Below are 25,868 nucleotides of genomic sequence, written 5' to 3'. Positions count from 1 at the left end.
CTTCCGGTGTCGGTTACGCGGACGCCGTCGGATAGTCGATGTAACCCTTCTCTCCCTGCGAATACCACGTCGCCATCTCGTCCTGATTGAGCGGCAGGCCCTTCGCAAAGCGCGTCGGCAGATCCGGGTTCGCGAGGAATGGCCGGCCGTAGGAGATCGCGTCCGCGACACCGCTCGCCAGTGCCTTGGCGCCCGAGTCGAAGTCGTAGTCGGAGTTCAGGATCAACGGCCCGTCGAACGCCTTGCGGATCTTTGGCGCTACCGCCGGCCGATCCGATTTTCCGAACGTGCCGTTCGGGCCGGGCTCGCGCAGTTCGAGAAACGCGATCTTCAGCTTGGACAGTTCCACCGCTGCGGCGGGAAACAGCGTGTCCTGGTCACTGTCGTCGACGCCCTGCGAATCGCCGTTGGGCGACAGGCGCACCGCGGTGCGATCCGCGCCGACGACGTCGATCAGCGTCTGCACCACCTCGCGCAGCAGGCGCACGCGGTTCTCGACCGGGCCGCCGTACGCGTCGGTGCGCTTGTTGGCGCCGTCCCGCAGGAACTGGTCGATCAGATAGCCGTTGGCGGCGTGCAGCTGCACACCGTCGAAACCGGCGGCAAGCGCCTGGCGCGCGGCGTTCGCGTAGTCGCCGAGCAGGCGCGGAATCTCGTCGAGGGCGAGGGGACGCGCCTCGACATAGGGCTGCCGGCCTTCGTACGTGTGCGCCTTGCCCGGCGCCACGGTCGCACTCGACGAAACCGGGTGAACGCCGTGCAGCGACGGGTGCACCACGCGTCCCATGTGCCAGAGCTGCGCGAAGATGCGGCCGCCGGCGGCATGTACCGAGTCCGTCACCTTCTTCCACTGGGTCGCCTGCTCCGTACTCCACAGGCCGGGCGCATAGGGCCAGCCGCTGCCTTCCTCGCTGATGCCGGTGGCCTCCGAAATGATCAGGCCGGCCGACGCGCGCTGCGTGTAGTAGGTGACCATCAGGTCGGTAGGAACGTGCTCGCGCGTACCGCGTCCGCGGGTGAGCGGTGCCATCCAGATGCGGTTGGGACAGTCGATGGCGCCGACGCGGATGGGATCGAACAGGGACGTCATGCGGAACTCCGGAAAATGGAAGGGGAGGATAGCGAGGCCCCGGATGTCCCGTCGTCAGGGCAAACCTGCCAGTGCCGCACCGAAGGGCACGCCGCCTTCGGTGCGGCCTTTCGTCCTCATCGAAGGCGGGCCTTCAACTCCTCGGTCGCCTGGTGCAGCGCAGCGCGTGTCGCCGGGACTTCCGACAATGCGTTGAGCAGACCGTAGTCGTGGATCAGGCCGTTGTAGCGCGTGACGACCACCGGCACGCGGGCGTCGTCGAGCTTGCGGCCATACGCCTCGCCCTCGTCGCGCAGCACGTCTTTCTCCGCGGTCTGGATCAAGGCCGGCGGCAGGCCGGTGAGCTGTTCTTGCGTGGCGAGCAGCGGGGATGCGTAGCGATGCTGACGTTCGCGCGGATCGGTGGTGTACGCGTCCCAGAACCACTTCATCATGTTGCGCGTCAGGAAATGCCCTTCGGCGTAGGCATCGTACGAGCCATCCTCGAAGCTGGCGTTGGTCACCGGCCACAACAGGATCTGCGAACGAAGCGCCGGTCCGCCCTTGTCCTTGGCCATCAGCGCGACCACTGCCGCCATGTTGCCGCCGACGCTGTTGCCGACGACGGCGAGCCGCTTGCCGTCGACCTGGATCTGCGCGCCGTTCCCGGCGACCCACTTCGTCGCGGCGTAGGCCTGGTTGATCGCGACCGGGTAGTGCGCTTCCGGCGAGGGCGTGTAGTTCACGAAGATCGCCGTCGCTCCGGACTCCGACACCAGGTCGCGCACCAGGCGTTCGTGCGTCGGATAGTCGCCGAGGATCCAGCCGCCGCCGTGGAAGAACATGAAGGCCGGCAGCACGCCCTTGGCCCCCGCGGGCCGCACGATCGTGAGCTTCAGCGTCTTGCCGTCGACGACGATCGACTTCTCGCTGACATCGGCCGCGGGCAGGGCGGCGCCTTTCTGCGCGTCGACCAGTACCTGGCGGGCGTCGGTGACAGGCAGCGTCTCCAGCGGTTTGCCGCCGCCCGCGGCGAGGGCTTCGAGGAAGGCCTGCGTGTGGTACTCGACGCCGGCGCTGCCGGCAGCGAACACCGCGTTGGAAAAGACGGCGGCCGTTGCGGCCGCGATCAATGTGGTTTTGAGTTTCATGGGTTCTCTCCGGATTCGTTCGACGTCGTCGGGTCTGCGCTCAGGCGAGCGTCAGCCGCACGTCGATGTTGTTGCGCGTGGCGTTGGAGTACGGGCAGACGATGTGGGCTGCATCGACCAGGGCCTGCGCCGTGTCGCGGTCCAGGCCCGGAATGGAGATCAGCAGTTCGGCCTCGATCCCGAAGCCGGTCGGAATCGCGCCGATGCCCACGGTGCCGGTGACGCGGGTGTCGGCCGGCAGGACCTGCTTCTGCTTCGCGGCGACGAACTTCAGCGCGCCGAGGAAGCAGGCCGAATAGCCGGCCGCGAAGAGCTGCTCGGGATTGGTGCCGGGACCGCCGCCGCCGCCGAGTTCGCGCGGGGTCGACAGCTTCACGCTGAGGACGCCGTCGGACGATTCGGCGCTGCCTTCGCGACCGCCGGTGGCGGTGGCCTGGGCCCGGTACAGCACGTTCTGGATGGACATGGTGTGACTCCTTCGTTGGGTGGATGAGTGCCGCTTGGCAGGAGCCACTTTACGCAGACAGGAGTACGGTAGATCATCAAAAACATCGTTTACTTGATAGATCGTACATTCATGACCGAAGCCTGCACCGACCGCCTCGACGCCCTGCTGACCCATTTCCCGGTGCGGGCCCAGCTGTTCCGCTCCGGCACGCTGTGCGGCATCACCGACTTCGACGCACCGGCCGAGCGCGGCCAGCTGCACCTGGTCCGCTCGGGAACGCTCGAGGTCATCCACCCGGGATCGGCGCCGCTGAAGATCGCCGAGCCGAGCCTGCTGCTGTACCCGCGGCCGGTGGCCCGCCGCTTCGTGTCGGACGTGCGCGACGAGGCCGTCACCACCTGCGCCGAGCTGCGCTTCGAAGGCGGCGCGAGCAATCCGATCGCCAGTGCGCTGCCAGACGTGACCTGCCTTCCGCTGGCGAACATCGACGGCATCGATCGCTCGCTGTCACTGCTGATCGAGGAGGCTGCCAGCAGCAACTGCGGCCGTCGGGAAATGATCGACCGGCTGTTCGAGGTGGTGCTGATCCAGGTGCTGCGCCACCTGATGGAATCATGCGGGCTGCAAGGCGGCATGCTCGGCGGGATGTCGCACCCCAAGCTGCGCAAGGCACTGGTGGCGGTGCACGAACAGCCGGAGCGGAAGTGGTCGCTCGATGCGCTCGCGGAGGTCGCCGGCATGTCGCGCAGCGCGTTCGCCAATGCGTTCCACGATGTCGTCGGCAGCACGCCGGGCGACTACCTGCAGGCCTGGCGGGTGCGGCTGACGCAGGCCGCCTTGCGCAAGGGACGGCCGCTGAAACTGATCGCGCTGGAGGTGGGTTACGGCAGCGAGGCGGCGCTATCCCGCGCGTTCAAGGCGCAGTGCCGATTGTCGCCGCGCGAATGGCAGCAGTCGTTGAGCCGCTGAAACGTCGCCGCGAAATTACGCGGCGGTGACCGGCATCGAAGATCCCGCGTTCGCTCCACGCATCGACCGCTGCGGCGTGGACGCGAAACGCTTCGTCCGCATCTTCACGATCTCCGGCGTGACCCGCTCCGCGAACATGCGCATCATCGACTCGACCTGCGGGTAGGGACGCGCACCGATCGAGAAGATCGTCGACATGTCGTAGTCGCCCGCGACTTCCAGGTTCGCGCGGATCTTCTCGACGATCGTCTTCGGCGTGCCGTACAGGTTGGACTGCACGTAGGCCTCGGCGGCGCGGTCCATGCCGGCGGCCTTGAACATGCCGGCCATCGCATCGTAGGACTCGTAGCCCTTGATGTCCTTGAAGTGGTTGCCCGCCAGCTCGTAATGCTTGATCAGCGAGAAGAAGTACGCGCCGACCGCCTCGCGATGCAGTCGCAGCGCCTCTTCCTCGTCCTCGTGGATCGTGATCATGTCGCAGACCATCGGCGGCGGCGCCGGTGTTCCATGCGTTTCCTCGAAGACCTCGCGGTACTTGTGGAGCTGTGGCGCCATGACGTCCATCGGGCTGACGACGAACGTCGCCATCTTGAGCCCCAGCTTCGCGGCCAGGATCTGCGACTCCGACGACATCGCGATCTCGGTCGTCCGTCCCTCGAGCGGGATGCCGGAGAACGGCGCGATCTCGGTGCGCGGCTGCTTCCAGAACGCGCCATTTCCTTCGATGAATCCGGTCTTCTGCGCCGCGCTGATCATCGCGTAGGACTCGCTCCAGCGATCACGCGCCTCGCTCATGTCGATGCCGAATCCGCCGTACTCCATGCGTGACAGCCCGCGGCCGAGCCCGAGCAGCAGACGGCCCTTGCTCATGATGTCGAGAAGATTGACCTTCTCGATCACGCGCAGCGGATCGTTCCACGGCAGGATGCACGCGCCGATGCCGATCTTGATCCGCTCGGTCTTCGCGGCGAGGTAGGTGAGATACACGAAGTTGTCGGGGCACATCGAGTAGACGCGATCGAAGTGGTGCTCGACGCACCACACGGCCGAATACCCCATGCCCTCGGCCTTGATGGCCATGTCCATCTCGGCGTGCATGAAGTCGTGATCGCTCATGCCTTCATGCATGTGCCCCATGACCAGCAGCAGACTGGGGACGTAATCGTTCATGGTTCCTCCTCGTCGTCGCGCAGCCACTCGATGGAGCTGCGTCATACCGCTGCCGGAGCGTAGCCGCGCCCCGATCGCGCGGCAAATTGGGCGGCTCATTCGACAGCCTGTAAAGTCGATCGACAAGGCCACGCAAGCACGTGACAAGTCAATGCAAGCACGCCAGGAGAAAACGTGAGTCACAGCGTCGTCGCAGACGAAACGGTTGTTCCCGAGTACGACGTTCTCGTGATCGGAGCGGGCTTCGGTGGCCTGCGCCTCCTGTACGAACTGCGTGGGCGCGGCTTCTCCGTGCGGGTTCTCGAAGCGGGCAGCGATGTCGGCGGCACGTGGTACTGGAACCGTTATCCCGGTGCTCGCACCGATAGCGAGGCGTGGGTGTACTGCTTCTCCTTCGACGAGAAGCTGCAGCAGGAGTGGGACTGGCCGGCCCGCTTTCCGTCCCAGCCGGAAGTGCACGCGTATCTGCGCCATGTGGCCGAGCGATTCGACCTGCGACGGGACATCGAGCTCAACACCCGCGTGATGGCGGCCGACTACGACGAGGCGTCCAACCGCTGGCGGGTCACGACGGAAGATGGCCGGCGACTGCAGTGCATCTTCCTCGTGTCGGCGACCGGCAATTTTTCCGTGCCTTACGACCCGCCGTTTCCCGGCCGCGAACGCTTCGGCGGCCAGATCATTCACAGCCAGCGCTGGCCGCATGTGCCGGTGTCGCTCGCCGGAAAGCGCGTCGGCGTCATCGGCACCGGTGCCACCGCCGTGCAGATCATCCCGGAAGTCGCGCACACGGCCGCTCACCTGACGGTGTTCCAGCGCACACCGACCTACGTGATTCCGAGCCGCAATCACCCTCTCGAGGCGCACCAGCGCGCGGCGATCAAGGCGAACTACGACGACATCTGGAAGCTGTGCCGCAGGCAGGTCTTCGCTTTTCCGATCGAGCGGTCGGGACGCAAGATCGACAACGTCACGCAAGAGGAGCATCAGCGCATCCTCGAGGCCGGATGGGAACGGGGCGGCTTTCGCTTCATCTTCGAGACACTCGACGACCTGACGGCGGACGCACAGTCGAACGCGGTGGCGGCCGAGTTCGTGCGCAACAAGATCCGCACGATCGTCGATGATCCCGCGACAGCCGAACTGCTGTGCCCGAAAGATCATCCGATCGGCGCCAAGCGCATCCCGCTCGGGCATCACTACTACGAAACGTACAACCGCCCGAACGTCGAGCTGGTTTCGGTCAGGGACAACCCGATCCAGGAATTCACGGCACGCGGTGTGCGGCTCGCGGATGGGACCGAGCATGAGCTCGACATGCTGATCCTCGCCCTCGGCTTCGACGCAGGCACCGGCGCGCTGACGAACATGGGGATCCGCGGTCGCGACGGGCGCTGTCTCGACGCGGAGTGGGCGTCCGGCGCGCGCACGTATCTCGGTCTGGCCGTCGAGGGGTATCCGAACCTGTTCATCATGGCGGGCCCGCATTCGCCGATCCTCAACTTCCCGGTGCTCATCGAGCACAAGGCGCAGTGGATCGGACGGACGCTGGAGCATCTGCGTGCGCAGGGCAAAGACCGCATCGAGCCGCGCCCCGGCACGATGGAGCGATGGAGCGAGCGCCTGACGACGCTGTTCAACGCCACGTTGCTGCCCGGCGCCGAAGCGGTCGGTTCCTATTACGTGGGCGCCAACATTCCGGGCAAGGCCACTGGTCCGCTGTTCTATTTCGGCGGCGCGCCCAAGTATTTCCGTGAGATCGACGCGGCGGCGGATTCCGGCTACGAGGGCTTCTCGATCGATTCGCACGCGCCGACAGCGGAGGCTGCGGTCGCCGCGCCGCGACGCGGCTGACATCGGGCCTGCAGCGCACAGCCCCGCTCAAGTCCTCCGGCGCAGTAGAGTCCACCGGAGAGGCGCTCCGCCCGGCCGCGGCCAGCGAGGTTTTCACCCATGGACAATCCGACCAACCCGCTGGCGGCACGCGCTCGCATCCTCGTCATCGACGACGTGCCGATGAACATCGAGATGCTGGTCTCGATCCTGGGCGACGTCTACGACGTGATATCCGCGACCGACGGCACCCGCGGCATCGAGCTGGCGCAGGCAGAACCTGCACCTCATCTGATCCTGCTCGACGTGACGATGCCGGCTCCGGATGGTCACGAGGTCTGCAGGAGACTCAAGGCGCTCGACAGCACCCGCAACATCCCGGTGATGTTCGTGACGTCCAACGACTCCGAGTCCGACGAGACGTTCGGTATCGACCTGGGCGCGGTCGACTACATCACGCGGCCCTTATCGGTCTCGATCCTGCTGGCGCGGGTGCGCACGCATGTGAACGTGCGACGCCAGGCGTTGATGTACGAAACGCTGGCGTCGTTCGACGGCCTCACCGGTCTTGCCAATCGCCGGTGCTTCGACCAGACACTCCAGCATGAATGGGCCCGCGCGCTGCGTGCCGGCGAGCCGGTGGGCTTGCTGTTCGCCGACATCGATCATTTCAAGCGCTACAACGACACCTACGGTCACGGCGCAGGAGACGAGATCCTCCGCCAGGTGGCGCAGCGATTGCAGCGCGCCGCGGCGCGTCCCGCCGATCTGGCTGCGCGGTATGGCGGCGAAGAGCTCGTGATCCTGTTGCCGAATACCAGCATCGAGGGTGTGCGTCGGGTCGCGGAAGACCTGCGGGCCGACGTCGAACGGCTGGGCGCCCAGTTCGGCGGACTGAGCGTCAGCATCGGATGCCATGCCTGCTTGCCTGCCGCCGGTCAGGATTCCGCGACGTTGCTGGCGCGTGCCGATGCGGAGCTGTACCGGGCCAAGCGGGAAGGGCGGAATCGTGTATGTGGGGCAGAGTCTTCGGAGTGCGAGGCGTAGGGCGTCCTGGAGCGGCACCCGTCACGGCTTCGGCGTCATTGCCGCCAGGATTTCCGGAAGATCTTCGATCGCGAATTCCTGAGCCCACACCGACGCCAGCTCACGTTTCTGCGCGGCACTCAATTGCTTGACCTGGTGCTCCATCGATTGCGCAACGGCCTTCGAGGCGAAGCTTTTTGCCGCCAGCAGGCGCTCCGGCGGATGGCTGCGTGTGAACCGGGCGCCGGTCCCCGAGCAGTGCTTGCGCATCCGCATCGCGAGTTCCGGCGTAACGCCCGCGTAGAGGCGATCACCGCGACACAGCAACAGGTAGACGAACCACGGCCGCGCGTCCACGCGGGGCGTCGGTTCCTGCACCGGCGTCTCCTCTGCCGCTTTCTGTCGCTTCGACGCACGATGGACCACGCCGCTGCATCTCCCGTCCTTTCGAGGATTTTAAGCCCGGGTCTGCTCACGCACTGACCCGGTGGCAGAACGCTAGACTCCGCGTCCACCCCACGACGGGGCCAACCTTGAGAGAGTGATGCCTAACACCACCGTTCGCAGCTCGATGATCCCGGGCCGTTTCCACAGCTACCTGATCGGCGGAAACGCTTGCAATACCTTCGCCCTGGGTGACGTCGGTTCGGCCGACGATTTCTTCCTGGTGGGCGCAGAGCCTCGCGACGAGTCGATTCATCCCGTGCTGACCGGGAATTTCCTCGACGCCGAAGGCAAGGTCCTGTTCCGGCTCGTCCGCAACGTGCTGGAGGTCAACACCCGGGAGTGTTCGAAGGTCGTCACGGGTCACTCGGGCTACGAGATTCGCGACGCGGCGGGCACCGCGATCCTGAAGGTGTCCACCGAATCCCAGCGGCTGGCCGACGGCGCGCCGGAAACCTTCGTGACGACGATCGCCGGAAAGTTCTACGACATCGGCGGCCGCACGGAATTCGAAGCAAAGGCGGGCAGCGCCGACGAGAAGGCCGGCCCCGGCCTGAAGGCGGTGTTCGGCCTGAGCGGCTTCGGTGCATTCGGCCTCGTCAACAAGATGTCGGAAACGGAGACGGATATCGCCAAGGCCGTGCTCCAGTCCGGCGGCGCCAACCACCGCGTGCTGACCGGCCCGATCTCGGGCCAGACGATCGAACTGGATCGCACCGTGCTGTGGGACGTGCAGCTCTCGAAGTGCACGATCAATGTCCGGTCGTCGAACGTCAGCTTCGTCGGCTCCAAGACGGCATTTCACAACTGCGAGATCAATTTCTTCGAAGGCGCCGTCGTGCTGAAGAACCTGATTTCGCACGTGCTGCGCGAAGGGAAGTAGGGCCGGTCGGGGTCGCCCATCCGGACTCGGGAGACGAAGGGACGCGCCAGCAAACAAAACTGGCCTGTCCCTCGCGCGACCCCGATGTCCGGTGAGCTTCGTGTCGGCATGTGAATCGACGAAGCGGCGCCTGAATCATCCAAGGTTTCGGCGTCAGCGTTTGATCTCCTCGGACACCAACTCGTCGCGAAGCGCGCGTTTCTGCACCTTGCCGCTGGCCGTCATCGGCAGCGCGGCGCGGAACACGACCTGCTTGGGCACCTTGTAGCCCGCGATCCGTTCGCGGCAGTGCGCGACGACCTGCTCCGTGGTGAGGCCTGCAGCGGGATCGGCGACGATCGCCGCGACCACGCGTTCGCCCCACTTCGGATCGGGCAATCCCACGGCGGCGCACATCTGCACGCCCTTCAGTTTCTGCAACGCCTGCTCGACCTCGGTGGAATACACGTTCTCGCCGCCGCTGATGATCATGTCCTTCACGCGATCGACGATCGTCAGCAGTCCGCGCGAATCGCGGAAACCGCCATCGCCCGATCGGTACCAGCCGTCCTTGAATGCAGCTGCCGTCAGCTCGGGCTGCCCGTAATAGCCGGTGCTCAGCGACGGCGAGCGGATCCAGAACTCGCCAACGGCCCCGTCGGGCACCTCGCGTCCTTCGGTATCCATGACCTTGATCTCGATCAGGGGTAGCGGACTGCCGCAGGACGCCAGCGCGGCCTCGTCGTCGAGGCGATGATCGGCCGGCCGCAGGAACGTCACGCCGCAGGCGGTCTCGGTGGCGCCGTAGAACTGGATGAAGTCGCAGCCGATCGCCTGCATCGCGCGGCTCAGCAGATGCCTGCCGATGCCCGAACCGGCGTAGATGACCGCCCGCACCGACGAGTAATCAGCGCTCGCCGCATCGGGATGGTCCAGCAGCATCTGGATCACCGTGGGCACCAGCGGCAGCACCGTCGGCCGGTTCTTCGCGATCAGGCGCATCAGTTCGCCCGGATCGGGCATGGGATACACCGCAACCGCGACGCCGCTGTACAGCGCCTGCGTCGACAAGCTGATGCCCATGGCGTGGAACAGCGGCATCACCGTGAGCATCACGTCGTCCGCGGCGTAGCGGAACGAAGGCTCCAGGTGCTCGCAAAGCCGCAGGAACAGCTGGCCCTGGTGCGAGAACTGGACGCCCTTGGGACGGCCCGTCGTCCCCGAGGTGTACATCAGGATCGACGTGTGCAGCGGGTTCACGTCGACGCCGGGATCATCGGTGCCGGCTTGCTCGCACAGGGACTTCCATTCGGTCTTCGCGCCGGCATCGACCGAATCGAACACCACGATGCGGCAGGGCTTGCCGCTGCTCGCTACCGCCTTCTGCGCCGTCTGTTCGTATTCGCGGTCCGTCACCAGCACGGTGGACGTCGCGTCTTCGAGAATGGCCGAGAGCTCGGCCGCCGCGAGCCGCCAGTTCAGGGGCAGCAGCGCCGCGTCGAGGCGATTGGCGCCGAACAGCACCTCGAAGTATCGCGGCGTGTTCTTCGACAGGATCGCGACGCGATCCAGGGGGTTCACGCCCAGGCCGCGCAAGGCGTGCGCGGCCCTGTTGGCGTTGGCATCGAGTTGCGCGAACGACAGCGCGCCCGAGGCGTCGATCAGCGCCGGCTTCTGCGGCGTGACACGCGCGTAGTGTTTCGGGATGTCGCCGATGGTGCGAATTTCGGAAAACAGCCACATGGGTGCTTCTCCTCCGCGCGAGGCCCGAGGCCGCCGTCAGGCTTCAGGCGATCGAGATGCCGCCGTTGATGCTGATGGCCTGGCCGGTCATGCGCTTCGCCGCCGGACCCGCCAGGTACAGGATCATCGCGGCCTGATCCGCCGCATCCGCGACGCCGAGGTGCGCCATCGCGGAGGCCTTCTCGAACATCTTGGCGCTGAACGGCTCGTTGAAGATCAGCGCAGCGCCCGGCGTGCCGGAGATCAGTGACGGCGTCAGAAGGTTGATGCGCACGTTCTCGCGCTTGACCTCCAGCGCCGCCGCCTTGCAGTACATCAGGATCGCGCCCATGGCCGATCCGACCAGCGTCTCGCCCGGCGTCGGAATCTTGCCGGCATCCGAGGCAACGACGACGATCGAGCCGCTCTTCTGCTTGCGCATGGCGGGCAGGGCGGCATGGATCAGGTGCAACGGCGGCAGCATGATCTCCTCGATGAGCGGCCTTACGCTCTGGATCGGGATGTTGTGCATCAGCCGCGGCGGTTCACTCGGCCCGGTGCTGGTGACGATCACGTCGATGGCGCCGAGCCGCTCGCGGCACTCGGCTTCGGCGCGTACGGCATCGGCCGGATCGGTGGCGTCCACCTTGACGAAGCCGACGTCGGCACTCGGCACGCGAGCTTTCACGGCCGCACAGGCGGCGGCGCCACGCTCGGCGTTGCGGCCCAGCAGCAGCACGCGCGCACCTTGTTCGGCGAACTGCGAAGCGGCCTCGAGGCCGACACCGGCCGTGCCGCCCAGCAACACGACACCGCATCCTGAAATCGGCTTGCTGCTCATGATCTACCTCGTAGCTGTGTGGGTTCAGAGAGATGTCGCGTTGACGCCGACGCGGCCTTTGTCCTTCTTGTCGAGGAATTCCTGCGAACGGCGCACCAGTTCCGGATTGCCGCCGCATAGCGCGTAGCCGTACAGGCACTCCACCTTGAGCTGTTCGTCGAGCGTGCGGCCCACGACCTCGAAGATCGTCTCCTTCGCGCTCTCGACCGCGCGGCGATCGTTGCGCAGGATCTTCTTGGCGTAGTCCTCGGCGGTGGCCATCAACTGGTCGTGCGGGACGACCTTCGAGACCATGTTGGCGTAGAACGCGCGCTGCGCATCGATCGGCTCGCCGGTGAGCTCCATCTCCAGCGCGATGCCGGTGCCGCAGGTATTCACGAGCCGCACGATGCCGCCGTCGGCGGGGTGCATGCCGCGGCGCAGTTCGAACGAGCCGAACTGCGCGCGCTCGGACGCGATGCGGATGTCGCAGGCCATCGCCAGTTCCAGTCCTCCGCCGAGAACCCAGCCATTGCAGGCCGCGATGATCGGCTTGTAGATGCGATGCACGCCACGCGTGATGCCCCCGGCGAAGCCGTCGGACAGCTTGTCGCGACCCAGGCTCGGACCCACGCCGTCCCATTCCGGCACGTGGGTCTTCAGATCGGCACCGGCGCAGAAGGCGTCTCCGGTGCCGGTGATGATCGCGACGCGCAGCGCGTCGTCGTCACGAAAATCGCGCCAGATCTCGCCGAGGCGGTGGTGCATCTCGAGGTCGATGGCGTTCTTGCGCTCGGGGCGGTTGAACGTGATGTAGGCGATATCGGCCTTCTTTTCGTAGCGGATCTTTTCGCGGGTCATGCGAGCCTCGATGAAGCGCCGGATGCGTCGGCGCGTTGTGAATGTGCGGAAGCAGGCGTCGTCGCCGTGATGAGAGAAATCCGGACTCAGCAGCCGACCGTCGCGGGCCGCGTCGCAAGAGGCTGCTGCCCGACTTGGCCGAGCCAGTCCTCCCAGCCGGCGGCGCGGTTCTGCTCGCGGGCCAGCGTCTGCTCCTCGGGCGTGGCGTATTCGAGGTCCCATCGCCTGAGCGCAGGCTTGGCGATCAACTCGTGCCAGATCGGCGGAATCAGCGACGCGAAGAAGCAGACGAACAGGCTCGGCATCGGGATCGAGTCGCGATGCGGCACCAGCTGGTAGTAGCGCTTGTACGAGTTGAGGTGATGGTCCGCGTGGTTGGTGATGTCGAACGACAGCACACGCGACAGCCAGCGCAGGTGATTCCACAGGTGGCGGCGACCGATCGGGGCGCCGATCGCGCGCACGAGGCCGTAGTGCTGGAAGTAGTTGAACGATTCCGCCCAGACGCGCGTCAGCAGCATCGCTCCCGTCGTGATCGCGGCGGCCTGCCAGCCGCCGATGATCCACACCGCGCCCTGGAACAGCACCTGCGAGCCGAGCGCGCGCCAGCCGCGATGCCGCCAGTTCCATCTGCTGTAGCCGCGCTTCTGCAGGGCCGCGGACTCGGTGGTCACGTCCCACACGGTCTGCTCCCACACCGCCATGATCACGAAGCGGTACAGCGTGGTGCCACGGCGCGCGGTGTCGCCGTCCTTCACCGTGGCCACGTCGATGTGATGGCCGACGACGTGCGCGATGTCACGCATCGGATCGAACTGGCACATCTGCGCGTAGCGACCGATCGTGCGGCCGATGATGGTGCGCTTGTGATACAGCTCGTGCGCAGCCGGCGCGAGTGGCACGATCGAGGTCCAGGCCAGGCTCAACACCGCGCCGACCAGCTGCCAGACGTCGACGTAGGCGCCCTCTGCGAATCGCCACGCGAACACGAGATACAGCAGCAGCGGGCCGATGGCGCAGATCCATAGCGGGATATCCGCCAGCCATTCGCGCGTCATGCGCCGCGGCGCGTAATCGCGAGGAAGGAAGGAGTCCAGCAGCGAGAGCAGGGGAAACATCACGAAGCCGGCCCATACCCAGTCGCCACCGACGATCATGCCGGCGTAGGCCACGGCCAGGACGGCGACACCGGTCCAGTACTTCAGGTAGTCGAGCATGCGGTTCCTCCATCGCCGATCTGCGTCGGCTGAAACGGTGTTCCCTACGCGGACGTCGATCCGCGTTCTTCCGTGGCTTCGCGTCCCGCGCGCGCGCGGGCCACGATGAGCTTCATGATTCCAGCCGTGCCGTCACCGATCTCCAGGCCCATCACGTCGCGCATGCGCTGCTGGTGCGGCAGGTCCATCGACCAGCCGTAATGGCCCAGCGTCAGCGCGCACTGATGGATGACGTCGAACGCGGTCTTGGGTGCGAGCCCCTTCACCTGCGCGGCCTCGACCGTGTGCGGCTTCCCGGCGTCGCGCAGCGCGAGCGCGTGGTACGAAAGCTGGCGCGCCGCCGCCACCAGGGTTTCGCCTTCGACGAGCGGAAAGCTCACGCCCTGGAATCGCGCGATCGGCCCGCCGAAGGCTTCGCGTTCCTTGACGTAGGCCCAGGCCTCGTCGAGCGACGCCTGCGCGGCTCCCAGGCATTGCAGCGCGATCAGCGCACGGCTGTAGTCGAAGCCCGCCATGACCTGCGTGAAGCCCTTGTTCTCGGCGCCCAGTCGGTGACCGGCCGGGACCCGGACGTCGTCGAAGAACACCGATCCACGCCCCGAGCAATGGCTGCCCAGATCCTGGAAGCGCGTGACCTGCAAGCCTTTTGAGTCCGACGGGACCAGGAAGGCCGTGACCCCGCGCGCGCCGCTCTCGACGCTCCCCGTGCGCGCGAACACGATGAAGGCGTCGGCGCAGTCGCAGTACGTCGTCGAGGTCTTCTCGCCGTTGAGGACGTAGAAGTCTCCATCGCGCCGCGCCTTGAGCTGGAGCGCTCCGGCATCGGAACCGCAATGTGGCTCGGTGATCGACAGCGCGAGGATGGCGTCGCCGCGCGGAATGCGGGGCAGCCATTGGGCGGCGACTGCGGGTGTGGCGTTGCGCGCGATGATCGCGCCGCATAGCGACATCACCAGCGTCACGGCTGCGATGTTGAAGTCGCCGTAGGCCAGCTCTTCCACGATCAGGCCGGTGGTGACACCGTCGGTGCCCAGGCCGCCATGCTCGGTGGAGATGTCGGCGCCCAGCAGGCCCAGCGTCCCCATCTCGCGCAGCAGCGCGCGATCCATGCGTCCATCACGCTCGCGCTGCTGGTAGCCCGGCAGCAGCTTTCCGCGCGAGAAGCGCCTCGCGGCTTCCTGCAACAGCAGCTGGTCTTCGTTGGGGATCATCGCGCTCTTCGATCAGGCGGCCGCGCGCATAGCGTGCGCGCTCTTGTCGAAGGACACGGTGAGCTTGCGCAGCAGCAGGTCGAGCTGCGCCATCTCCTTGTCGTCGAGTTCGGAGAAGCCGATCTGCAGCGGACCGGCGACGCGCGGGACGGTATCGCGCACTTTCTTGCGGCCGGCCGCGGTGATCGTGACGATCTGCCGGCGGCCATCGCGCGGCGCGGTCGCGCGCGTCACGAATCCATCCTCGACGAGCTCGTCGAGGATGCGCGTCATGTTCGCGCGGCTGGTACCGACCATCTCGCTGAGCTCACTCGGCGAATCCGAGCCGCTCTCGGCGGCGACGAGCAGGCACAGCACGTGGAAGGAGTTGTCGGTGAGCCCGACAGCGCGAAACACCGGCTCGAAGAAATCACTCATGCCGAACACGCTGATGCGCAGCAGACGGACCATCACGGTGCTGGCCATCGGCAGATCGGGCAGGGCGCGCTCCATCCGGGGAGTACTGCTGTCCACGTGTCGCAGGCGCTGGCTGCCTTTCACATCGATACTCCGATAGTTCGTCGATGAACTATCGTTGCATGGGAAGGCGTACCGCACAAGCGGGTATTCCTGTTTCTGCGGCTGGTTGCGAGTTGCCAATACGCAGAACTTGCCGATGCCGACGAACGGTATTGCGTTACTCGCACTCTATGTGGCTCCATACCGTTCACATGTGAACCATTATCGTAATGATCATGAAAGGATCCGAACGACTGACCCAAGTCGCGATCAGCACGCCGCTGATGGCGCGTGCCCTGCCGGACCTGCCGATGCCGGGGACGGTGATGGTCCGACTGCTGCGCATCACCGAATTCGGGCTCAGCAACTTCTTCGAGCCGGTCTTCCGTTCGATGGGCCTGACGGAGAACACGTTCCACGTGCTGTGCCTGCTGGTCTCCAACGAGAGCGGAACGGCGTCGCCCGGCGAACTCAGTGAAATGGTGGGGACGAGCCGCGCCAACATGACGCGGCTGCTCGAAGCACTCATCGAAGACGGACACGTTGCACGCAGCATCGATCCGCGCGATGCCCGCCGGCACGTCATCAGCATCACGCCCGAAGGCCGAGCCAAAGCGCTCGACGCCGCGCCGCAGCTGCGCGACCCCATCGAGACCGCCTTCTCCGATCTGAGCGCCAAGGAGTTCGCCCTGCTCGAGAGCGTGCTGCGCAAGCTGATCGTTTCGCTGGACAAGAGCCCGCGTTCGCTGCGCGCCGCGGCCTGATGCTCGTGCCCAACTCATAACGCCTGCTCGAAAGAGCGGCCGCAAACGATTTCCGGGAGGAAGTCTCCATGTCGAAGAAAGTCCTGTACGAGAAGAAAGGCGAGGTCGCCTACGTCACGCTCAACCGCCCCGAGTGCAAGAACGCGGTCGACTACGAAACCCATCTGCTGCTGTGCGACGCGTGGAAGGACTTCCGCGACGATCCGAAGCTGCGCGTCGCGATCCTCACCGGCGCGGGCGATGCGTTCACCGCGGGAGCCGATCTCAAGACCCACGCGCCGGAGTGGCAGAAGGTGGGGCCGATGGTCGGTCGCGAGCGCATGGAAGACGGCCTGTCCGGTATCACGCGCGGGCCGCTGTCGCGCATCACCAAGCCGATCGTGGCCGCCATCAACGGCTGGTGCCTGGGTCACGGCATCGAGCTGTCGATGGCCTGCGACATCCGCGTGGCCTCCGAGAAAGCCCAGTTCGGCACCTTCGAAGTGCGTCGCGGCATGCACTCGGCCGACGGCGGCATCGTGCGCATGCTCAACGCCTGCGGAGTCGGCATCACGATGGAGATGATCCTCACCGGCGAGCCGTTCTCGGCCCAGCGCGCGCTGATGCACAACATGGTCAACAAGGTCGTGCCGCACGACGACCTGATGGCGGCGACCGAGGACTTGGTCGCGCGCATCCTACGCTGCGATCGCGCCGCGACCGAGTCCGCCAAGGAAACGCTGCTCGAAGTGATCGGACGTCCGCTGCACGACCAGCTCCGCGTCGAGGCGATGTGGGGTTACGCACTCTGCGGGGGCAACCAGACGGTGATGGAACGCTCGCAGCAGTTCTTCGACAAGGCCGACAAGGGTCGCGCCGGCGCAACCGCCAGTTCACTCTGATCCCACTCGTCTCCAGGAAATCGATCTTCATGGGTTACCACTCCATCTACCGCGCCGATCTGTTCGAAAGCCAGGTGTTCATCGTCACCGGCGGCGGCAGTGGCATCGGCCGCTGCACGGCGCACGAGCTGGCCTCGCTCGGCGCCACGGTGGCCATCGTCGGCCGCAAGATCGAGAAGCTCGACGCCGTGAAGGCGGAGATCGAGGCGGTGGGCGGCAAGGTCACGACCCACGTCTGTGATATCCGCGAGGAAGCCCAGGTCGGCGCGACCATCGACAAGGTGCTCGAACTCCACGGCCGGATCGACGGCCTGGTCAACAACGCAGGCGGCCAGTACCGCATGCCGGCAGAGGACATCAGCACCAAGGGCTTCGAGGCCGTGGTGCGCAACAACCTCATCGGTGGCTTCATCTTCATGCGCGAGACCTACAAGCGCTGGATGAAGGCCAATGGCGGATCGATCGTGAACATGATCGCGGACATCTGGCACGGCTGGCCCAACTACGCGCATTCCGCGTCGGCGCGCGGCGGCATGTGGACGCTGACCGAGAGCGTGTCGTCAGAGTGGGCGAGCTACGGCGTGCGCGTGAACGCCGTGGCGCCCGGCTGCATCGCCAGCAGCGGCCTCGACACCTACGAGCCCGAAGCCCAGCAGTTCTTCCGCGACATCCCGAAGACGATCCCGCTGCAGCGCTGGGGCAACGCGTCGGAGATTTCGAGCGCCATCGTCTACCTGCTGTCGCCCGGCGCTGCCTATATCACCGGCGCCTGCATCCGCATCGACGGCGGCTCTCCGAATGCGCGCGTCTGCTGGGGCCCGCTGCGGCAGGAATGCAATTCCGAAGCCTTCGACGGCTTTCACCTCGAGGCGCCGCCGACGGTGCTCGTTGAAGGCCCGAAGAAGCACTCTTCGCGCGTGAAGAAGAGCTGAGTCCGAATGTCCGCCGCAGCCGCCCAGGTCGCTGATCCGTTGTCCGACGAGGCATACATCCATGCGCGCCTTGCCGACTACCTGCAGGCGCAGACGAGCCGCCGCTGGACGCTGGGCGCCTTTACGCGCTACGCGGTCGGCTTCTCGTGGATCACCTACGGTTTTACCGCGAAGGAAGAAGGCGTCGAGGGCGAGCGCGGCCTGATCCTGAGGCTGGGCCCACCTTACGGCCTGTTCGCTCCCTACAGCGCGCTGCCGCAGCACGCGGCGCTGAAGGCGCTGGAAGCCACGAACGTGCCGGTGCCGTGTTCCTACTGGTGGAGCGACGACGCCTCGATCCTCGGCGCGCCGTTCTTCGTCAGCGAAAGAGTGGCCGGCTCCGCGCCCGTGCCCTGGGTCAGCGGTAGCAATTCCGGTTTCGAGGAAGGCTATCGGCTCGGCATCGGCGCGCAATTCGTCCGCGCGCTCGCAGGGCTGCACACCGCCGAGTGGCGGGGAAAGCCGGGCTTCGAGCACGACGGCGGCGTGACGCGTGAGAACGCCGCGCTACGACAGGTGGAGGAATGGGAGCGCAACTTCGCGCGCTGGACGCTCAAGCCCTATCCCATGTTGACCTGGGCGTTTCGCTGGCTGCGGCAGAACCTGCCGGTGGCGCCGCGCGTCAGCCTCGTGCACGGCGACTACCGCCTCGGCAATTTTCTCGAACACGACGGCCGCATCACGGCGATCCTCGACTGGGAGCTCGTGCACCTGGGCGATCCGCACGAGGACCTGGGCTGGGCGTTCCTTCCGCAATACACCGGCGGCTCCGGCCTGATCTGCCGGCTGCTCGCGAAAGAAGACTTCATCGCGCGGTACGAGCGCGAAGCCGGGTTCAACGTCGATCCGGCCTCGCTGCAGTTCTACCTGGTGTTCTCGCTGGTCAAGCTCGCGGTCACGCATATGGCGGCCGTGCGCTGCTACGAGGACGGTCGCTTCAACGACATGCGCATGCCGGCAATGGGAACGCAGATCGCGCCGGTGCTGCGCCAGATCTCCAAGATGCTGCCGGCCGCGGAGGTCTCGTGAACAACTCGCTCAAGCGAATGATCGAAGGGATGGCCGCCACGTTGCGCAACGAGGTGATCCCGCACATCGGAACCGAATTCGCGCGCGGACAGGCCTTCGGCGTCATCTACATGCTCAACAGCATCGGGCTGCGAGCGGCCTGGTCGCCGGCGTTCGTGGGCGAGCAGATCGCAGCGCAGATCGCCTTGCGCGACGCGCTAGCGCCCCTGCTTGCGGGGATCGATGCACCGGCGCTGCCGCGGGAAGGATCGCCGGGCCTCGACGTCCAGGCGCTGGAATCGCTTCGCGACGACAACGAAGGCCGCATCTGCGCTCTCGTCGAATGGCACGGCAGCGCGAATCTCGACGCACAACGCGCAGCCGCCATCGAACTGCAGTTTCGAACCTACATGGATCGTCAGCTCAAGCACGAACTGCAGACCTCGGCTAAGCCGATGTTCGCCGAGATGTCGAGCGGATCGGAATAACGAATAGAACAAAGGGAACGACATGCTCACCGCGCAAGACGACCTCATCGGTCACCAGCTTCCAACCACGTTCGATCACGTCGGCAACAGCGATCCGTCGTGGATGGAACGCCTCTGGTACACGGGCCATCCGAAGTCGGGCGACGTGATCTTCGACATCGGCCTGGGTTATCACCCCAACCGCAACGTCATGGACGCGTTCGCCGGCGTGACCATTGGCACGACACAACACAATTTCCGCGCCTCGCGCCGGCTGCGTCCGAATCCGCTCGAGACCACGGTCGGCCCGCTGAAGATCGAGGTCGTCGAGGGCCTGCGCCGGCATCGGCTGAGCCTGGCGCCGAACGAGTCGGGCCTGAGCTTCGAGATCGAATTCCTCGGCACGATGAACGCGCATGAGGAAGAGCCGCACTTCCGTCGCCGCAACGGCCGCGTCACCGAGCACATGGCGCGCGGCCAGCAGCTCGGCGCGTATCGAGGCTGGCTCGAAGTCGACGGCAAGCGCCGGGCGGTCGAACCGCAGGGCTGGCTGGGCCAGCGCGATCATTCGTGGGGGATCCGCGCCGAGATGCGAACCGACGAGGCGCATCCGCCGGTCACGTTCTATCCACCGTTTTTCTACGCCTGGACGACGGTCCAGTTCGCCAATCGCGGGCTCCACGTCTTCTTCAAGGAACGTGCGCCGGGCGAGTTCATCTATCTGTCGGGCGAGGAAGTGACACCGATCGGGACCAAGCCGAACCCGGCCCGGCGCATGAGCGGTGTGAGCCACGACGTGCAATGGGCGAACGATCCGCACGGGCAGACGGTGGAATCGGCGGTCTTTGACGTGAGCCTCGACGACGGCAGCCGCCACACGATGAATATCCGCACGCTACCGGCGCGCTACTTCCTGAAAGCGGGCCTCTACGGCGGACTGAACGGATGGTTCCAGGGCGACGACAAGGGGAAGGGGGTTCACGTCGAGCACGAGTGCTGGAATCTCGAAGACCCGGCAACCCGCAAGCTGGCCCGCACGCTGGCCGACCACGTCATCGAAGTCCGCATCGGCGATGAAGTGGGCTACGGGATCATGGAGTACGGCGTCGGCACGGGTTACGCCAAGTACGAGCAGGTACAGCAGCACCCGCCGATATGAAGTCGTCGCGCACCGCGAGGGCGAGGCCCTGCGCGGATGCGCACGGTGGGGCGCGGGTGGCTTTTCGCCACCAAGTGAGCACAAGAGGAGACGTGTCATGACGGACTATCTGAAGTTCTGGCTAATTCCCAACGGTCTGGTCGCCGCCGGCATCGCGGGATTCGTGCTGGGTGGCGACTGGGTGTGGCTCGGCATCGCCACATTCCCGATCCTGGCCGCGATCGACGCGCTGCTGCCGCGCAACATGCGGCCGCGGCGCATGACCAACAACTTCCTGGCGACGGCACCCGTGTGGATGGCGGCGATCGGATCGCTCGCGATCTACTTCTTCGCGGCACACCACATCGCCAACAACGAGCTGACGACGATGCAGATCGTCGGCAGCATCGCTTCGCTGATGTGGATCTCGGTGGTTCCCGGCGGGCCCGCCGCGCACGAGTTGTGGCATCGCCGGCACAAGGCTTCGCGCGTGCTCGGACAGATCTCGCAGATCTGCATGTTCGACGGCATCCGCGACATCGGCCACATCGTCGGCCACCACATCGACGTCTGCACGCCGGAGGATGGCGACACCGCGCCGCGCGGGCAGACGCTGTACTGGTTCGCGCTGCACGAGCTGTACGTGAGCTTCAGCATCGGCTTCCGGCTCGAGAAGAGGGCGCTCAACAAGCGCGGCCTGTCGTTCTGGAACTGGCGCAACCGGACCTGGTCGTGGGTCGGTGTCATGCTCGTCTTCCAGGGCCTGATCTTCCTCGTCGGCGGCTGGGCGGGTGTGGCACTCACGGTCACCGGCATGCTCGCCGCGCGCCTGTGGATCGAGTCGTTCAACTATTTCCAGCATTACGGCCTGATCCGCGTCGAAGGCTCGCGCATCGGCAACCGCCACGTCTGGAATCACATGAGCGAGCTGTCGCGCATCGTATCGTTCGAGATCACGAATCACGCCGGGCATCACCAGGATTCGTACATGCCCTACAACAAGCTCGTGCCACATCCCGAAGCGATTCCGATGCCGAGCCTGTTCACGTGCTTCTTCGTCGCGTTGATCCCGCCGCTCTGGCACCGCCGGATCATCATGCCGGCGCTCAAACGCTGGGATCTCGAGTACGCCACCGCCGAAGAACGCACGCTGGCGCGCGAACAGAACAAGCGCGCCGGATGGCCCGACTGGATCGGCGAAGCGGGCGACAAGGCGGGCAAGGCGGCGACGGTGGGCTGCTGATCGCCAAAGCCGACAACGCGCCTGGAATACCGGGAACGTCGGACAACAACGAAAAGCGCATCCGCTGCTGATCCGCGAGCGAGCCGTCTTTTCCCCGCAAGGAATCCTGCGGGGTGTTCCTCACATATCGCGTGAAGATCCGGGTGCCGAGATGGCCGTGAGGAACGTCTTCAACCAGTCGCGGCATCGGGGGCAAAAAGCAGACTCCTGTTCGGGTCCAGGCGGAGCTGTGGCCGGGCGTTGAAGCCGCCGAGCGGCGTTCATTCCCCGCGACCCCGCCGCGCGATCGATCGCAAGCGGGGTCGCTGGCGACATGCCGTCGGCGAGCGCCGCGTTCGACGCCACGTGGATGGCATTCCTGCTGCTTGCCGCTTTCGGTCCGACGTCGCGGCCCGGCAGCTCCACGCTCTCCGGCGACATGATCTGTCCGACGGTCATCAGCGCGAGCGCGGCGTAGGTGCCCCACATCAGCATGGCGGACGACGCTTCCGAAGTTCGCAACTGGCAGCGCCGGCGTCGCAACGCCCGATACAGACGCAACGACGCTCGCTGCAAACCCACGTGATTGGCAAGGGCATGGAATGCCGTCATGCCCGCAACGAGGCAGAGCGGAATTGCGGAGGACGACGGCAATCCGAGTGCCTCTCGAAAAAACAGGAAGCAAACGGGAGAGATGATGGTGACGGCCGCGAAGTTGAGAATCTGTCGCATGCGGATGTCTCTCGCTCGATGAGCCGCTTCGCGCGGTGGTAGCAGCATCCGTGCCGCGCTGCCGGGAGCGAATACGAGTACCGGGTGTGGAGGCCCCCGAACATTCGTGCCACGACGGTCGCGAACGCTCGACGCCACGACGACGTCGCCGATCGTCAGAAAAGGCCACCATGCAAACTGAAAGGATGGATCGCAAATTGCCTTGCGCATCCGTCTTCCGATCGTCTACTGCTCGTCCTTGCTGGCGTTTCCATCCGCGGAAGCCGACGTGCTTCCACGTATGGTCGGGCCGTCGCATCGTCGCCGAGAAATGAGGTGGGCCTGCACCAGAAAAATAGCGGCTCGCGCCAGTGGAGCGACTGCTCCGGCTTTGGCACTATCTCCCATGCCGCCGGCATGTCCCGCCGTTCGACACACGATTGGCGCCCGCTTCCTGATCCGCGTGGGACGTCGATCTTCTGAACATTCAAACGGGAAAGCGCTGCATGGGCGACGCGGTTGGCAGGAAGGTTTCGGAACCAGGCGGGCCACGATCGCTGCTGGTGACCGTGGCGGTGATCCTTGCGTCGACGGGCGCCGCCGTGGCGCTGCACGCCGCGCTGGTCCCTGCGCTCGAGAACCGTCCGACTTTCGTTCCTGCGTTGCTGGGTGTGCTGATCGCCGCCTGGGCACGTGGCGGGGTGGCAGGCGTCATCACGGGTGTGGTCACCGGCTGCGTTTTTCACTGGATCCCGGTCATCCCGGCCACCAACACCATCTTCTCGACACCGGTGGACCTGGTCCGGCTGTCGCTCTTCGCGGTGCCGGCGCTCGCCGTCTGCGGGGTTTGTGCGGCGATGCACCGCGCCCAGGCGAACGAGCGGCAGCGGGCTGCCGAAGCCCGGCTGGCGCAGCAGGCGATGGCCGACCTGCACCAGCGATTCGAGTTGGCTCTCGAGGCGGGCAAGATGATCGCCTGGGACTGGGATCTCCAGTCCAACCAGATCGTACGTTCCCAAGGTGCGAAGTCCTCCTATGGCCTCGACAGGGACCCGATCGAGCGCTTCTACGATCTGGTGCATCCCGACGATCGCGCGGGCGTCGAATCCGCCATCCGGAGCGCGATCGACAGCGGTACGGGCTATGAACACCAGTTCCGCATGCAGTCGCGCGATGGCCGCACGCGCTGGCTGATGAGTCGGGCACACGTTCGCACTAATCCCGAAAGCGGCGTGCGTCACCTGACGGGATCGGCCGTGGACATCTCGGATCGCCTGCAGGCCGAGCAGGCGATCCGGGTGGTGCAGGAGCGCTTCGAAGCGTTCATGCGCCACTTCCCGGCTGCGGCGTACATCAAGGACGACGAAGGTCGTTACGTCTTCGTCAATACCGCTGTCGAGGAGAGGTTCGGCATGAGCGCCGGGCAGATCGTCGGCCTGCGCGATGCCGACCTGCTGGGCGCCGAGCATGCGGCTCATTTGCGGACGAACGATCTGCAGGTTCTGGCCACCGGAAAGACGACGGAGTTCTACGAGACGCAGGGACCGCCCGGAAAGGACAAGACCTTCCTCACCTACAAGTTTCCGGTTCACGACGCGAGCGGCAAGCCCCTGGTGGGCGGTGTGTCGCTCGACGTCACGACTCGTGTGCGCGTCGAACGCGAGCTCAAGGACAGCGAATCGCGCTTCCACAAGATGGCGGACTCCATTCCGCAGCTGGCCTGGACGGCGCGCCGCGATGGAACGGTGGATTGGTTCAACCGGCGCTGGCTCGACTACACCGGCATCACCTCGAAGGACTTCGCCGACAACGGCTGGCAGCTGGTCGTCGAGCCCGCACAGTTATCCTCGTTGCTCCAGACCTGGTCTTCCGGACTTCGGCAGACCGGCGAGATCGAACTGGTCTTTTCGCTGCGCGGACGCGACGGCGCCTTTCGTCCCTTCCTGATGAAGGTCGTTCCGCTGACGGACGACAAGGGCGAGGTGCTGCAGTGGTTCGGCACTCACACGGACATCGCGAGTCAGGTCGCGCTCGAGGCGCAGCGACGCGAGGAAGATCAGCGAAAGGACGCCTTCCTCGCCACGCTGGCGCACGAGCTGCGCAATCCGCTGGCGCCGCTGCGCAACGGTCTCGAAGTGCTCAAGCGTCTGAACATTCCGGATCCGGGCTGGGGTCGCACGCAGGCGATGATGGATCGCCAGCTGGGTCATGTGAGCCGGCTGCTCGATGATCTGCTCGACATCTCGCGGATCCAGCACGGCAAGCTCGAACTCAACCGCCAGCGCATGAGCTTGTCGACCGCACTCGATCTGGCTCAGGAAATGGTCGAGGCCTTCGTCATCAACGCGGGTCAGAGCCTGGTGATCGAAGGCGCGGATCCCACGCTCGAGGTGCACGGCGACCTGTTCCGTCTTGCGCAGGTCTTCGCCAATCTTCTGAACAACGCGGCCAAGTTCAGCGCCCGCGGCCAGAAGATTCGCGTGAGCCTGCGCAGGGTGGGCTTCCAGGTCGAAGCGGAAGTGGAGGACAGCGGCCTTGGCATCACCTCCGAACAGATGCCGATGCTGTTCGATCTGTTCTGGCAGGCACCCGCTCAGGCCGCGCACGCTCGCCGCGGTCTGGGCATCGGTCTGTCGCTGGTACGCAGCATCATCGAATTGCACGGCGGCACCATCAGCGCAGAGAGCCGGGGTGCCGGCAAGGGCAGCGTGTTTCGCGTGCGCCTCCCGATGGCTCCCGCGAGACACCTCAAGGCAGTCGAGGTAAACGATCGCCAGACGCCCGAGCAATCCCAGGCCTGCGTGCTGGTTGCCGACGACAACGAAGACGCAGCCGAGAGCCTGGCTGTGCTGTTGCGCCTGGAAGGCCATCGCGTGGTGGTCGCGCTCGACGGGCAGCAGGCGCTCGAAGCGGCTGCGCTCCATCATCCGGTGGCCGCGATCCTGGATATCGGCATGCCGCGCATGGACGGCTTCGAGACCTGCCGCCAGCTGCGTGCGCAGCCTTTTGGAGGCGGCATGCTCATCATCGCGCTCACCGGTTGGGGCCAGGCCGAAGACCGCCGCAAGACCGAGGACGCAGGTTTCAACGCGCACTTCGTGAAGCCGCCACAGTACGAAGAACTCGTGGACCTGCTGCGTACGGTGACAGGGCCGAACACGGATTCTGCGCATGCCGAGCCTGCGACCGAACCCGTGATCGTGACGCCGACGCCGATCGCCCATCTCACGATCGACTTGAAGACCGATGCCACGGCGCTGGCAGAAGGCCGCCTCGGAGACCGTTCACCTTCGGAGCCGAGCTGAAGCACGGGGGCGTTCGCAGCAATGGAGCGCCCTGCGAGATGCGCGTGACCGAAGACGCCGCCGTTGGCGGATCGCTCCGGCTCGTGCGGCGCGGATCGCT

The 25,868-nt window shown here is 65.8% G+C and carries 24 protein-coding genes; 12 read left to right on the top strand and 12 right to left on the bottom strand.

Annotated elements, in window-relative coordinates:
* Positions 1 to 13: 13 nt before the first annotated feature.
* The 3 genes from DFR24_RS05620 to DFR24_RS05610 form a co-directional block, all read right to left on the bottom strand.
* Positions 14 to 1,090 (bottom strand): alkene reductase, encoded by a 1,077-nt coding sequence (locus DFR24_RS05620; protein WP_133880329.1) that lies wholly within the window; start codon positions 1,088 to 1,090, stop codon positions 14 to 16.
* A gap of 116 nt (positions 1,091 to 1,206) precedes the next feature.
* A complete protein-coding gene (locus tag DFR24_RS05615) occupies positions 1,207 to 2,220 on the bottom strand; it encodes an alpha/beta hydrolase (RefSeq protein ID WP_133880328.1) in 1,014 nt (337 codons plus the stop codon).
* Positions 2,221 to 2,260: 40 nt separating this feature from the next.
* Positions 2,261 to 2,686, bottom strand: a complete 426-nt coding sequence (locus DFR24_RS05610) for an organic hydroperoxide resistance protein (protein ID WP_133880327.1) — start codon at positions 2,684 to 2,686, stop codon at positions 2,261 to 2,263.
* Positions 2,687 to 2,797: 111 nt separating this feature from the next.
* Between DFR24_RS05610 and DFR24_RS05605 the strand changes: the two genes are divergently transcribed.
* A complete protein-coding gene (locus DFR24_RS05605; protein ID WP_133880326.1) occupies positions 2,798 to 3,637 on the top strand; it encodes an AraC family transcriptional regulator in 840 nt (279 codons plus the stop codon).
* Between the two features lie 15 nt (positions 3,638 to 3,652).
* Here DFR24_RS05605 and DFR24_RS05600 read toward each other — a convergent pair whose 3' ends face one another.
* The gene (locus DFR24_RS05600) at positions 3,653 to 4,807 is read right to left on the bottom strand and encodes an LLM class flavin-dependent oxidoreductase (protein WP_162851066.1); all 1,155 of its coding nucleotides are present in this window, start codon (positions 4,805 to 4,807) and stop codon (positions 3,653 to 3,655) included.
* A gap of 174 nt (positions 4,808 to 4,981) precedes the next feature.
* Here DFR24_RS05600 and DFR24_RS05595 point away from each other — a divergent pair, with 174 nt between their 5' ends.
* Positions 4,982 to 6,661: a flavin-containing monooxygenase gene (locus DFR24_RS05595; RefSeq protein WP_133880324.1), complete on the top strand. Its 1,680-nt coding sequence runs from the start codon at positions 4,982 to 4,984 to the stop codon at positions 6,659 to 6,661.
* Positions 6,662 to 6,760: 99 nt separating this feature from the next.
* Positions 6,761 to 7,687 carry a diguanylate cyclase gene (locus DFR24_RS05590; protein WP_133880323.1) on the top strand — a complete coding sequence of 309 codons (927 nt, stop codon included), beginning with the start codon at positions 6,761 to 6,763 and terminating at the stop codon, positions 7,685 to 7,687.
* A 21-nt stretch (positions 7,688 to 7,708) separates the two neighbouring features.
* Here the strand turns inward: DFR24_RS05590 and DFR24_RS05585 are convergent, their stop codons facing one another.
* On the bottom strand, positions 7,709 to 8,044 hold the full coding sequence (locus DFR24_RS05585) for a GIY-YIG nuclease family protein (protein ID WP_133880322.1): 336 nt from the start codon (positions 8,042 to 8,044) through the stop codon (positions 7,709 to 7,711).
* 166 nt (positions 8,045 to 8,210) lie between these two features.
* On the opposite strand from DFR24_RS05585, the gene DFR24_RS05580 reads away from it, so the two are divergent.
* On the top strand, positions 8,211 to 8,993 hold the full coding sequence (locus DFR24_RS05580) for an NADPH-dependent FMN reductase family protein (RefSeq protein ID WP_133880321.1): 783 nt from the start codon (positions 8,211 to 8,213) through the stop codon (positions 8,991 to 8,993).
* Between the two features lie 153 nt (positions 8,994 to 9,146).
* Here the strand turns inward: DFR24_RS05580 and DFR24_RS05575 are convergent, their stop codons facing one another.
* The 6 genes from DFR24_RS05575 to DFR24_RS05550 all read right to left on the bottom strand — a co-directional run bounded on the left by DFR24_RS05575 (position 9,147) and on the right by DFR24_RS05550 (position 15,343).
* Positions 9,147 to 10,715 (bottom strand): class I adenylate-forming enzyme family protein, encoded by a 1,569-nt coding sequence (locus DFR24_RS05575; RefSeq protein ID WP_133880320.1) that lies wholly within the window; start codon positions 10,713 to 10,715, stop codon positions 9,147 to 9,149.
* Between the two features lie 43 nt (positions 10,716 to 10,758).
* A complete protein-coding gene (locus DFR24_RS05570; RefSeq protein WP_133880319.1) occupies positions 10,759 to 11,535 on the bottom strand; it encodes an SDR family NAD(P)-dependent oxidoreductase in 777 nt (258 codons plus the stop codon).
* A gap of 24 nt (positions 11,536 to 11,559) precedes the next feature.
* Positions 11,560 to 12,375: an enoyl-CoA hydratase/isomerase family protein gene (locus DFR24_RS05565; RefSeq protein ID WP_133880318.1), complete on the bottom strand. Its 816-nt coding sequence runs from the start codon at positions 12,373 to 12,375 to the stop codon at positions 11,560 to 11,562.
* 86 nt (positions 12,376 to 12,461) lie between these two features.
* On the bottom strand, positions 12,462 to 13,592 hold the full coding sequence (locus tag DFR24_RS05560) for an alkane 1-monooxygenase (RefSeq protein ID WP_133880317.1): 1,131 nt from the start codon (positions 13,590 to 13,592) through the stop codon (positions 12,462 to 12,464).
* Positions 13,593 to 13,636: 44 nt separating this feature from the next.
* Complete coding sequence (locus DFR24_RS05555; RefSeq protein ID WP_133880316.1) at positions 13,637 to 14,803, bottom strand: acyl-CoA dehydrogenase family protein; 1,167 nt, start codon at positions 14,801 to 14,803, stop codon at positions 13,637 to 13,639.
* 12 nt (positions 14,804 to 14,815) lie between these two features.
* Positions 14,816 to 15,343 (bottom strand): MarR family winged helix-turn-helix transcriptional regulator, encoded by a 528-nt coding sequence (locus DFR24_RS05550; RefSeq protein WP_133880315.1) that lies wholly within the window; start codon positions 15,341 to 15,343, stop codon positions 14,816 to 14,818.
* A gap of 194 nt (positions 15,344 to 15,537) precedes the next feature.
* Here DFR24_RS05550 and DFR24_RS05545 point away from each other — a divergent pair, with 194 nt between their 5' ends.
* The 7 genes from DFR24_RS05545 (at position 15,538) to DFR24_RS05515 (ending at position 21,773) form a co-directional block, all read left to right on the top strand.
* The gene (locus tag DFR24_RS05545) at positions 15,538 to 16,065 is read left to right on the top strand and encodes a MarR family winged helix-turn-helix transcriptional regulator (protein WP_162851065.1); all 528 of its coding nucleotides are present in this window, start codon (positions 15,538 to 15,540) and stop codon (positions 16,063 to 16,065) included.
* A 68-nt stretch (positions 16,066 to 16,133) separates the two neighbouring features.
* Complete coding sequence (locus DFR24_RS05540; protein WP_133880313.1) at positions 16,134 to 16,946, top strand: enoyl-CoA hydratase/isomerase family protein; 813 nt, start codon at positions 16,134 to 16,136, stop codon at positions 16,944 to 16,946.
* Between the two features lie 29 nt (positions 16,947 to 16,975).
* Positions 16,976 to 17,878, top strand: a complete 903-nt coding sequence (locus DFR24_RS05535; protein WP_133880312.1) for an SDR family oxidoreductase — start codon at positions 16,976 to 16,978, stop codon at positions 17,876 to 17,878.
* A 6-nt stretch (positions 17,879 to 17,884) separates the two neighbouring features.
* Positions 17,885 to 18,946, top strand: coding sequence for a phosphotransferase family protein (locus DFR24_RS05530; protein ID WP_133880311.1), 1,062 nt, complete (start codon positions 17,885 to 17,887; stop codon positions 18,944 to 18,946).
* Positions 18,943 to 19,413: a hypothetical protein gene (locus DFR24_RS05525; RefSeq protein ID WP_133880310.1), complete on the top strand. Its 471-nt coding sequence runs from the start codon at positions 18,943 to 18,945 to the stop codon at positions 19,411 to 19,413. Before DFR24_RS05530 ends, DFR24_RS05525 begins: the two co-directional genes overlap by 4 nt.
* Positions 19,414 to 19,435: 22 nt before the next feature.
* Positions 19,436 to 20,551, top strand: a complete 1,116-nt coding sequence (locus tag DFR24_RS05520) for a hypothetical protein (RefSeq protein ID WP_133880309.1) — start codon at positions 19,436 to 19,438, stop codon at positions 20,549 to 20,551.
* Between the two features lie 97 nt (positions 20,552 to 20,648).
* Entirely contained in the window at positions 20,649 to 21,773 is a 1,125-nt protein-coding gene (locus DFR24_RS05515; protein ID WP_162851064.1) for an alkane 1-monooxygenase, read from the top strand.
* A 120-nt stretch (positions 21,774 to 21,893) separates the two neighbouring features.
* Here the strand turns inward: DFR24_RS05515 and DFR24_RS05510 are convergent, their stop codons facing one another.
* Positions 21,894 to 22,484 (bottom strand): hypothetical protein, encoded by a 591-nt coding sequence (locus DFR24_RS05510; RefSeq protein WP_133880307.1) that lies wholly within the window; start codon positions 22,482 to 22,484, stop codon positions 21,894 to 21,896.
* A 485-nt stretch (positions 22,485 to 22,969) separates the two neighbouring features.
* On the opposite strand from DFR24_RS05510, the gene DFR24_RS05505 reads away from it, so the two are divergent.
* Positions 22,970 to 25,768: a PAS domain-containing protein gene (locus DFR24_RS05505; RefSeq protein ID WP_133880306.1), complete on the top strand. Its 2,799-nt coding sequence runs from the start codon at positions 22,970 to 22,972 to the stop codon at positions 25,766 to 25,768.
* The last annotated feature ends 100 nt before the right edge of the window (positions 25,769 to 25,868 follow it).

It is taken from the genome of Panacagrimonas perspica (genome assembly GCF_004364935.1).
Classification (GTDB): domain Bacteria; phylum Pseudomonadota; class Gammaproteobacteria; order Nevskiales; family Nevskiaceae; genus Panacagrimonas; species Panacagrimonas perspica.
The sequence above is the reverse complement of the archived record's forward strand: the minus strand, read 5'-3'. Positions and strand labels throughout refer to the sequence as shown.

Coding starts and splice junctions, on each gene's coding strand:
- DFR24_RS05535 (WP_133880312.1), top strand. CDS start 16,976: ATGGGTTACCACTCCATCTACCGCGCCGATCTGTTCGAAAGCCAGGTG.
- DFR24_RS05565 (WP_133880318.1), bottom strand. CDS start 12,375: ATGACCCGCGAAAAGATCCGCTACGAAAAGAAGGCCGATATCGCCTAC.
- DFR24_RS05530 (WP_133880311.1), top strand. CDS start 17,885: ATGTCCGCCGCAGCCGCCCAGGTCGCTGATCCGTTGTCCGACGAGGCA.
- DFR24_RS05590 (WP_133880323.1), top strand. CDS start 6,761: ATGGACAATCCGACCAACCCGCTGGCGGCACGCGCTCGCATCCTCGTC.
- DFR24_RS05545 (WP_162851065.1), top strand. CDS start 15,538: ATGAAAGGATCCGAACGACTGACCCAAGTCGCGATCAGCACGCCGCTG.
- DFR24_RS05505 (WP_133880306.1), top strand. CDS start 22,970: ATGGGCGACGCGGTTGGCAGGAAGGTTTCGGAACCAGGCGGGCCACGA.
- DFR24_RS05510 (WP_133880307.1), bottom strand. CDS start 22,484: ATGCGACAGATTCTCAACTTCGCGGCCGTCACCATCATCTCTCCCGTT.
- DFR24_RS05575 (WP_133880320.1), bottom strand. CDS start 10,715: ATGTGGCTGTTTTCCGAAATTCGCACCATCGGCGACATCCCGAAACAC.
- DFR24_RS05540 (WP_133880313.1), top strand. CDS start 16,134: ATGTCGAAGAAAGTCCTGTACGAGAAGAAAGGCGAGGTCGCCTACGTC.
- DFR24_RS05605 (WP_133880326.1), top strand. CDS start 2,798: ATGACCGAAGCCTGCACCGACCGCCTCGACGCCCTGCTGACCCATTTC.
- DFR24_RS05620 (WP_133880329.1), bottom strand. CDS start 1,090: ATGACGTCCCTGTTCGATCCCATCCGCGTCGGCGCCATCGACTGTCCC.
- DFR24_RS05555 (WP_133880316.1), bottom strand. CDS start 14,803: ATGATCCCCAACGAAGACCAGCTGCTGTTGCAGGAAGCCGCGAGGCGC.
- DFR24_RS05560 (WP_133880317.1), bottom strand. CDS start 13,592: ATGCTCGACTACCTGAAGTACTGGACCGGTGTCGCCGTCCTGGCCGTG.
- DFR24_RS05520 (WP_133880309.1), top strand. CDS start 19,436: ATGCTCACCGCGCAAGACGACCTCATCGGTCACCAGCTTCCAACCACG.
- DFR24_RS05615 (WP_133880328.1), bottom strand. CDS start 2,220: ATGAAACTCAAAACCACATTGATCGCGGCCGCAACGGCCGCCGTCTTT.
- DFR24_RS05610 (WP_133880327.1), bottom strand. CDS start 2,686: ATGTCCATCCAGAACGTGCTGTACCGGGCCCAGGCCACCGCCACCGGC.
- DFR24_RS05600 (WP_162851066.1), bottom strand. CDS start 4,807: ATGAACGATTACGTCCCCAGTCTGCTGCTGGTCATGGGGCACATGCAT.
- DFR24_RS05515 (WP_162851064.1), top strand. CDS start 20,649: ATGACGGACTATCTGAAGTTCTGGCTAATTCCCAACGGTCTGGTCGCC.
- DFR24_RS05570 (WP_133880319.1), bottom strand. CDS start 11,535: ATGAGCAGCAAGCCGATTTCAGGATGCGGTGTCGTGTTGCTGGGCGGC.
- DFR24_RS05580 (WP_133880321.1), top strand. CDS start 8,211: ATGCCTAACACCACCGTTCGCAGCTCGATGATCCCGGGCCGTTTCCAC.